Raw genomic sequence first — 7446 nt, forward strand, 5'->3', positions numbered from 1 at the left:
GTTTATAGTATTTTTAGTTAAGGGTTAGCGAAATTAACAATGTTAAGGTAGTGAAAACAATTAACATTTGGTGTGATTGGTTATTTATGTATTTTCGTGTTGTAGAAATAAACAGATTCATTGATATCAATAAATGGAAAATAATTTAAAAGGAAGCGTAAATGAAAACAACAACATGGTTGGGCATGATGGCATCAGTTTTTTTATTGTCCTCATGCAGTATGTTGGTGAGCCAGCAGTCGGGGAAACAGTCTGTTTCGAGCAGTCTGATGGACTTTTTGTATCCTAATAAAGAAGCCCGTGCAGTACATAGCGCCGAAGTTCCATTGCTCACATTACCGGTAAAAGTCGGTATTGCCTTTGTACCGTCAACAGGCTTTCAAAAAGAGGCTGTGCATAGTAAAGATCAATACGAATTACTTGAAAAAGTGAAAGCGGCTTTTGTTCAATATGATTATATTGACCGCATTGAAGTCATTCCGAGTACTTATCTTGCTGGTGGTGATGGTTTTAACACATTAGAACAAGTTGGGCGTTTATATGATGTCGATGTAATGGCGTTGGTGTCTTACGATCAAGTGACTCAGTCTGTAGAGAATAATGCCGCGTTATTGTATTGGACCATCGTGGGTATGTATGTGATTCCGGGCAATGAAAATACCGTACAAACCTTTGTTGATACCGCAGTGTTTGACATTAAAAGTAGAAAAATGCTTTTTAGAGCACCGGGGATCAGCAAGCTTGAAAAACGAACCACAGCCATAGGTATTGATGAAACCTTAGCAGAAAAATCGATGCAAGGTTTTGACCTGGCAGTTACTGATATGACTAAAAACTTAGACGATGAGTTAGCTCGATTTAAAGTGAGAGTTAAAGAGGAAAAAATTGCCAAGGTGGAACATAGCAATAATTACAGCGGCGGGACTATTGATATTCAGTTTGGTTTACTACTATTGATAATGTTATTCATTCGATTAAGACTAAGTAACCTGAGATCGGTTTAAGCCATAACAACAATAGCGCCAAACTCAGCATTCGTAATATTGAGTTGTGGCTTAGTTTCTTTCAGTTGATAGGCAATCAATCCGCCTATCATATTCAACATAAAACCATGCACGCTTCGATGTCTTGTATGCTCTATTTGTGAAATATTTTTTAGCTGGTCATTGATGGTTTCAATGATAAATCGACGTGAAAGCATCGCTCTATCCCATAGGGATAATGCATTAGCTTTCATGTTTTTACGGACATTATTGACGATCGTAACACCTTGTTCGAGTAAGTCGCTCGCCAGTGCTTTGCTAATGTAGCCTTTGTCGGCATAAAGTTTATCCATTGAGTTAACCACCATCCCCGATACAGGCTGAGTGTCATGCACATTCGCGGGCGTTATTTTGGCGGCTACAATGCCGCCTTTGTGATTAACAATTAGGTGAAGTTTAAACCCGTAGAACCATCCCATCGTGCCTTTTCCTCGGCTAGCGAGGCCCGATAAACTTTTATGCCTTGGAATTCGTAAGTTGTGACAGACCTTGATACTCGTTGAATCAACAAACCCAATCCCTGTTGGCTGACTTCTTATGGTACAAAAATAGCTGTACAATGGCACGACAGTTGTGGGCATTAGTTCCAAAAAGCGGCTGTAACTGAGCAAATGTGGAAAATCAGATTTAAAGAATCGAGCAAGATAACCAGTATAAAAGTTCTTGAAGTCACGGTGGTGGGATGTATGGAAGAGTATGATAATGGTCATTATTTCGCTCATGTCCATTCAATTTGAGCGCTGACGTCTTCGTGTGCCGTCAGTCAGGCATTGTGTTTTCCATTGCGGAATGAATACAGCACAAAAATCATCGACATCACAAAATATATCCATTAAATTATTCATACGCCCTCTGCATGATTAAATCCTTCTTGGTCGAAAGATCTGATCGTAAAGAGGGCGTTTAGTTCAATTCTTATCCCGAGTTCAGGTTAAGTAAGGCAGGGCTACCGCACGAGTGAGTGTTTTTCATACAAGTCGAGGTAGGTATATCCAATATTTCATATTCTAACCATAGAAATTGTTATCGACTAAACTTCCTCTTATTCTAATTTTCACAGATTTAAATTAAAAACGTTCATGCGATTGCCCTGGCAATATTCTAGCTCATACTTATGATTTATTTTATGAAAATTTAAGGTTGCGGATGATCGTTTTTCACCAGTAAAAACAGTAAAAACAGTAAATTAAGTGGCATTAGCGTTACAGACAATGGATTTACAGTCAATGGCCCATCAAAGCAGTGTGTACAGCTGGCTCAATATCACTATCTGCCATCGGGTTTATTGAATAAAGCGACACAAGGTAATCAACTTGAACTCAGTCATGCCTATGATAGCTATTCAAGATTAATTGAGCAGACATGGCGACATGCGAGCTCAAATAACGCAGCACCAGAGTTTATATTAGAAGAGCTTGCCTCATCAGAGTCAGCTCTGTTCGCATCAAGACATTATCAATACGATAAGCAACATCAATTACTTCGCTGTGATAGCGAAGTAGCAGAGCAGGGCGCAACTAGTGAGGTTCAAACCTCTCAAGGGCCTGAAACCAAAAGCACACCCGATGTTAAGTCATTTCGCTATAACAACATCAGCAAACTCGTCAGTGACAGTCATACTCGTGTATCGGATAACCCTACTGGCAACAAAACCAGTGTTCAGCAACAATACCAATGGGATGGATTTGGTAATCCTACTCATTCTCTACGTGATAACGATAACCGTGTTGATGCCAGTGTTAACAGTTCAACATTTGATACAGAGCGCGCTGAAAAAATTCAACATTCAGTTTCATCGGCATTATCATCCGATGCAGTAAGGCCCAATAAAAACCTTAACGATGTAGTGGTTAACAACGACCGCTTAATGAGCATGGCGGGCATCGATTACCGCTATGACGCCAGTGGCAACCAAATCAGCCAAGTGGGCACTGGCGATAAACAACAGCGCAGCTTTAATGGTTTAAACCAGTTGGTGCAAATCAACGTTAATGGCAAGCTGACCCAATACGAATATGATGCCCTAGGCCGTCGCAGTGCAAAAATCACCGAACTAGGTCGCACCGACTTCATTTGGGACAATCATCAGCTTATTGGCGAATGCACTTTAGGTGAATACACTTGGTATATTTATCAGCCTGATACTTTTACACCTGTAGCACTGATTAAAGCAGGGCAGGTTTATTATTATCACTTAGACCAACTCGGCACACCTATTTGCTTAACGGATGAAAATGCTAAAATTGTCTGGCGCAGTCAGCAAGACGTGTTTGGTCAGACAATTGAAAGAACATCTATTAAACATAGAGACATTGAATATACAGATTTTAAAGATGCAGCCAAGCAAGACAAGATAACTAACCCAATCCGTTTTCAAGGGCAATACTTTGATGACGAATCAGGTTTACACTACAACCGCTTTCGGTACTACAGCCCTCAACAAGCACGATTCATCCATCAAGACCCTATTGGATTAGTGGGTGGCATAAATCATTATCAATATGCGCCTAATCATGTGAATTGGGTGGATCCATTTGGGTTGTTGTGTAAAGAAGGGCAAGCTAAATTATCGGCGATGTTAGATAATTTAGTTGGCAAAGGAATAGATCAAAAAACGAAAGATAAGATATTACAAAGTGCAATTGATAGTGCTGCCATTACCGATCCAGAAGGTAAATTAAAAGTACAAAAGCCGGATGGAGTAAATAAGCTAAATTATGCTTATACACTTGAATCGATGAATGAAGTGGATAACACCATTACTATTCGCCGTAACATTGGTGGTGAGCTAAAAGAAATGGAGCTTACCATTGAAGAGTTTGCTGGTATGCATGAATTTGGCGGTAAGGCTGTGAATGATGAGTGGGCCAGTAAAGGGCGCATTAAAGAAAATACAGCCAGAACGTTGATCACAGCTAAAAAGAAAGAAAACTCAGAAAAAACGTATAAATTGACGCCTGAAGAAAAGGATGAATTGCAACAACATTGTGACGAGCGCGATGAGGCAATGATAGAGCGTGATAAGTTTGCTCGTCAAACTGATGGATATAATAAGCAAATCCCAAAAGTGAATGAGCAATCAGCCAAAATAGGCGAAAAAGCCGCAGATATGGCAGTGAAAGCCACTTACCCTGGTTATGAGCGAATTCATCCAGACAGTTTGGATGAATCTTCTTCTGTATCGGGTAACTTTGATATGGTGTATCAAAATGCTAACGGTGATGTGATCATTGTTGAAGCCAAAGGGGGCAAGAGTCCACTGGGTAAAAAGCAGATTGGTGACAGTGATTATCAGCAGGGAACACCCAAATATGCGCAGGCCATTACAGATAATATGGGGAAAAGTTTACCAAATACATCTGATAAGAAAGCGGCTAATGCAATCGAAGAAGCCATAGATGATGAAAACATCATTAAATATTTGCATATCGAAACTCCGATAACGAAAACGGATACTGGCTCTAAGGTTAGTGAAGTAAAAATTTCAGAGTTTGATATTGATTTATTATAATTAGCAGGTTAACAAATGAAAACTGAAAGAACTCATAAGCCTCAATTTGAAAAAGCGTCTTTGGAGGAGTGGCTAGAATCCCCAAAGAAAAGAATAAAAAAAATTCCAGTAAATATAATTAATAAAAGAGATAACTTGCTAAGGTTCTCTCAACTATATATTAATTTTTCTCGTTGGCTCACCTGGGCAGAACAAACCCCAGAGATAGAACAAGAGTCAGCAATGGGCCTAAAGCTTGCCTCAAAAATGTATTCAGCATTTTTGAAGTTGGCTGCGCAACCAGAGCAAGAGCTTACGTTTAAGATATATGATTTACCTCAAGTAACTTGGAACGGCAAAGGCATGTTAGAAGCTGGCTATGCAGCCCCTGCAGAGTGGCTCGATGCCTATTTTTTAGCGGTAATTACGCGTGATAAAGAAAGTATGGACAGCTTAGCTAATTTTCCCGTAGAGATAATGAAACAAAGTGCAACCAAAGCTGGCCCTGTATCTTATAACTTGGTTGAAGTATTTCAAGCCTACCATCACCGTCAAAGCAATTATCCTGCATTGTTAAACGAATGTATGAAAATGGCGGTAGCGCAAGGTAACGATTGGGCGCTTGATATCGCAATGGGGTATCTAGAAACCTTTGCAGCGCTCACGACAGATATCGGGTTTGACTTTAACGAAACGCTTGCTAAAAATCTTCAGTTGCAAGAAAAGTACTGGATAAATGCAAGTGATCCTAACACTGTGCCTGTTGATTCATTTTTGCCACTCCAATTGCTCGGTATGGCCTGTATGTGGCATGACCGAGGTAATCAAGTCTTGGTTGAAAGTGACTCTCTGCCACGCTTTTTGATTGAAGGTAAATATTTTAACGGGTTAAGATGAAGTATCTTCGGTAGATGTTTAATTATCGAGAGTATTTTTAATAGGGAGATTTGCTCAACATGTTTGGACTACTAAAAACATACGACGTACACATGTGCTCAGAAGTAAAAGGGCAGGTTTTGTTAAACGGAAAACCTGTTGTTGGCGCTAAAATTACACGGCAACTAAATTATATCCATAAGTTTGTTGAAAATGATGAAACTCGAACAGACGAAAATGGAGAATTCTCTATGCCCGAAGTTAATTTAAGTTCAAAAAAACCGGGAGACATGTTTGTTCATAATTTTACTGAACAGCAAATTGAACTGTTTCATGATGGTCAATCGTACCTCCTTTGGCGTTCTAGTGTTATAGGTATCGAAGAGTCCCCCGAAGTAAAAGAAAAATTAGCAACATTGAATGCTGACTTAACCTCTAAGGAGGTTGATTTTACTTTTCCGAACAAACGTAATCGTAATTTAGAGTTTGATGGAACTAGTATTTGTCGTTGGCAAACTGATTTTGATGTCTATGAATTAAACGATGACGATGAAGACTTTTTTAATTTTTAAATTGACATGTACAAGAATAATCAAAGGAATGATATGAACACATTAACACCACAATTAGCGGTTAATTTAGCGAGTTTTGCATATAAAAGTAAAAATATAAGTAAAGACAATATAGCAAAGATTCAAGTTCCAGCTATGTTGAGAAAACAGTTCATGTTTAATGCTCAGAAATCTACTCTCCATGGGGTATCGGGAACTATTGCAGAACATTTACTTAATCATACTTCTGGCTTTGGTTTTTTTTGGATAGGCCGTTCTGAGGGGAATTTTAAAAATGAAGCGGTAATCATTTTTAGAGGTACGGCATCGATGGCTGATGCTATAACTGACTTACATTGTGGTGTGACTTGTAGTAGTAACAATAAAACGGTTCATGCAGGTTTCAACAAGACTTTTGAGTCAATTAAATCTCAACTTGCTATTCTTCTAGATCAATTAGGAAATAGGCCTGTTCATTGTGTTGGCCATAGTTTGGGTGGTGCAATAGCAAATCTTGCAGCTGTTTGGATACGTTCGAATTATAAAATTCCAGTTAAGTTATATACTTTTGGCTCTCCTAGAGTTGGATTCAATGCTTATGCTCTGCAAACAGAAACTAGTTTACATGGTATTTATCGCGCAGTTCATCGAAGTGACCCTGTTCCGATGGTCCCTGTATGGCCGTTTGTTCATGCAGGAAAAGAATATCGATTGAGCACTTGTGTTTCTTTGACTGGAGCATCTCATATGATGGATGGAGATGCTCCAGGCTATATAAATACAGCAACTAGGTATTCTGACTATTCACAAATGCAATTAGGCTCAATCCAAAATTTAGCCGTTGTGAGGTTAAACTATCGAAAACGGCACTTAGCTTGTTTTAATGCTCATTGGTCGGATAAAATTGGCGATGCTTTACTCACTTTATTACGTGAAAGTGGAAAGTTATCGAGTATTTTAGCGCAAGCTGCTGTGGGTGGTACATTAACATTATATGATGCACTTGCGAGAGGTATTGTTGAAATATCCAAAATGACGACCGAGTATGCTGCTGATGCTAAAGGGTTATTGGGTCATATTTTAAATTTCGTCGGTAAACCTAGTGTTAAAGTCGTTGATATTACATACAAATTTGTTAAAGATTTATTAGTTCTTATGCTAAACAAATTAAATACATTGGTTCGAGCAGCCATACCAGCCGTAGGTATTTATATGTGATTTTACTAGTACGATAAGTTAATTAGAACTAATTCAGATTTCTTAAAGATATAATTTCAAATTTAGAAAATCATAATTAAGTGGCTGGCAGAGTTCACCCACAAGATGTGTTTGGCCAAACAATTGAAAGCACATTTGTTAAAGATAGGGACATTGAAGATACAGATAATGAACAAGCTGATGTTGATTTGTAATGGTCAAGTATTTCTGGAGAGATTTTAAGCCGCTTTTTTTAACTCATTATATTTTTGATGTGGCGTCTTATAAT

Annotated in this window: 5 protein-coding genes and 1 pseudogene; 5 read left to right on the forward strand and 1 reads right to left on the reverse strand. The window is 38.6% G+C overall.

Translation table 11 applies throughout. The annotated features are described in order from the left end of the window. The first annotated feature begins 161 nt into the window (after positions 1-161). Entirely contained in the window at positions 162-1004 is an 843-nt protein-coding gene (gene rhlP, locus AAEY98_RS15670; protein WP_351018056.1) for a rhombotarget lipoprotein, read from the forward strand. Here the strand turns inward: rhlP and AAEY98_RS15675 are convergent. Next, a pseudogene (locus tag AAEY98_RS15675) lies at positions 1001-1888 on the reverse strand (IS982 family transposase). The gene rhlP and the pseudogene AAEY98_RS15675 overlap by 4 nt on opposite strands. A 440-nt stretch (positions 1889-2328) precedes the next feature. Between AAEY98_RS15675 and AAEY98_RS15680 the strand changes: the two are divergent. Genes AAEY98_RS15680 through AAEY98_RS15695 form a run of 4 tightly spaced genes read left to right on the forward strand, consistent with a single transcriptional unit; the run spans position 2329 to position 7178 of the window. After that, on the forward strand, positions 2329-4554 hold the full coding sequence (locus AAEY98_RS15680; RefSeq protein ID WP_351018059.1) for an RHS repeat-associated core domain-containing protein: 2226 nt from the start codon (positions 2329-2331) through the stop codon (positions 4552-4554). 15 nt (positions 4555-4569) lie between these two features. After that, entirely contained in the window at positions 4570-5430 is an 861-nt protein-coding gene (locus tag AAEY98_RS15685; RefSeq protein ID WP_351018062.1) for an immunity 49 family protein, read from the forward strand. A gap of 59 nt (positions 5431-5489) precedes the next feature. Continuing rightward, positions 5490-5981: a DUF6795 domain-containing protein gene (locus tag AAEY98_RS15690; RefSeq protein ID WP_182744363.1), complete on the forward strand. Its 492-nt coding sequence runs from the start codon at positions 5490-5492 to the stop codon at positions 5979-5981. Between the two features lie 33 nt (positions 5982-6014). Beyond that, positions 6015-7178 carry a lipase family protein gene (locus AAEY98_RS15695; RefSeq protein ID WP_351018065.1) on the forward strand — a complete coding sequence of 388 codons (1164 nt, stop codon included), beginning with the start codon at positions 6015-6017 and terminating at the stop codon, positions 7176-7178. The last annotated feature ends 268 nt before the right edge of the window (positions 7179-7446 follow it).

It is taken from the genome of Shewanella sp. AC91-MNA-CIBAN-0169 (assembly GCF_040310165.1).
Taxonomy (GTDB): domain Bacteria; phylum Pseudomonadota; class Gammaproteobacteria; order Enterobacterales; family Shewanellaceae; genus Shewanella.

What these genes read in the sequence shown, in the direction of transcription:
- rhlP (WP_351018056.1), top strand. Translation starts at nt 162, where the DNA reads ATGAAAACAACAACATGGTTGGGCATGATGGCATCAGTTTTTTTATTG.
- AAEY98_RS15695 (WP_351018065.1), top strand. Translation starts at nt 6,015, where the DNA reads ATGAACACATTAACACCACAATTAGCGGTTAATTTAGCGAGTTTTGCA.
- AAEY98_RS15685 (WP_351018062.1), top strand. Translation starts at nt 4,570, where the DNA reads ATGAAAACTGAAAGAACTCATAAGCCTCAATTTGAAAAAGCGTCTTTG.
- AAEY98_RS15690 (WP_182744363.1), top strand. Translation starts at nt 5,490, where the DNA reads ATGTTTGGACTACTAAAAACATACGACGTACACATGTGCTCAGAAGTA.